This is a genomic window from Acidovorax sp. KPB24-03, from assembly GCF_057546605.1.
The window spans coordinates 1-1,062 of sequence record NZ_BAAJYR010000734.1; the positions used below are offsets into that span (position 1 = coordinate 1).

Here is a 1,062-nt window from a genome sequence, read left to right on the forward strand (position 1 = left end):
CCACGCATCGCCCGCCTGCTGCAGCCGCAGCTTGCAGCGCGTCGAAAAAGGCAACAGCAGCGCGCCCAGCAGCGTGATCACGCGGTGGCGCAGGCACCAGGCCGAGGCGCGCATGTAGGTGCCCAGCCAGCGCGGCTCCTTCTCCTGCGCCACCATGGGTTTCATGAGGTAGGCCGCCATCATGGGCGTGAGCAGCCGCGCCACCACCAGCGAGGCGAACACCGCCAGCGCCGCCGTCCAGCCGAACTGCTTGAAAAAGCGCCCGGCGATGCCGCTCATGAACGCGGTGGGCAGGAACACCGCGATCAGCGTGAAGGTGGTGGCGATCACCGCCAGGCCGATCTCGTCGGCCGCCTCCATCGCCGCCTGGTAGGGCGACTTGCCCATGCGCAGGTGGCGCACGATGTTCTCCACCTCCACGATGGCGTCGTCCACCAGGATGCCCACCACCAGCGACAGCGCCAGCAGCGTGATGATGTTGATGGAAAAGCCCAGCAGGTGCATGCCGATGAAGGCCGGGATGACCGACAGCGGCAGCGCCACGGCCGAGACGATGGTCGCGCGCCAGTCGCGCAGGAAGAGCCACACCACGACCACGGCCAGGATGGCGCCTTCGTACAGCAGGCGCATGGAGCTGTCGTACTCGTCGCTGGCGATGTCCACGAAATCGACCGTGCGCGTGAGGTGCAGGTCGGGCCGCTCGGCCTGGAGCTTGTCCAGCGCCCGCTGCACGCCCGCGCCCACCTCGACCTCGCTGGCGCCGCGGCTGCGCGAGACCTCGAAGCCGATCACCGGCTTGCCGTCCAGCAGCGCGGCGGTGCGCTGCTCGGCCACGGTGTCGCTGATGGTGGCCACCTGGTCGAGCCGGATGTGGCGGCCGTCGGTGAGCGGGATGTCCATGGCGCCGATCTCCTGCGCCGTCTGCACGGTGGCGATGGTGCGCACGGGCTGCTCCGCGCCGCCGAGGTCAGCGCGGCCGCCCGCGCTCTCGATCTGCACCTGGCGCAGCTGGCGCGACACGTCGGCCGCCGTGGCCCGCAGGGCCTGCAGGCGCAGCGGGTC

Annotated in this window: 1 protein-coding gene; it reads right to left on the bottom strand. The window is 70.5% G+C overall.

The features are described 5' to 3' along the window. Positions 1–1,062 (bottom strand): efflux RND transporter permease subunit (locus tag AC27KI_RS25595; RefSeq protein WP_487116618.1); only part of this gene is annotated, 1,062 nt, incomplete at both ends.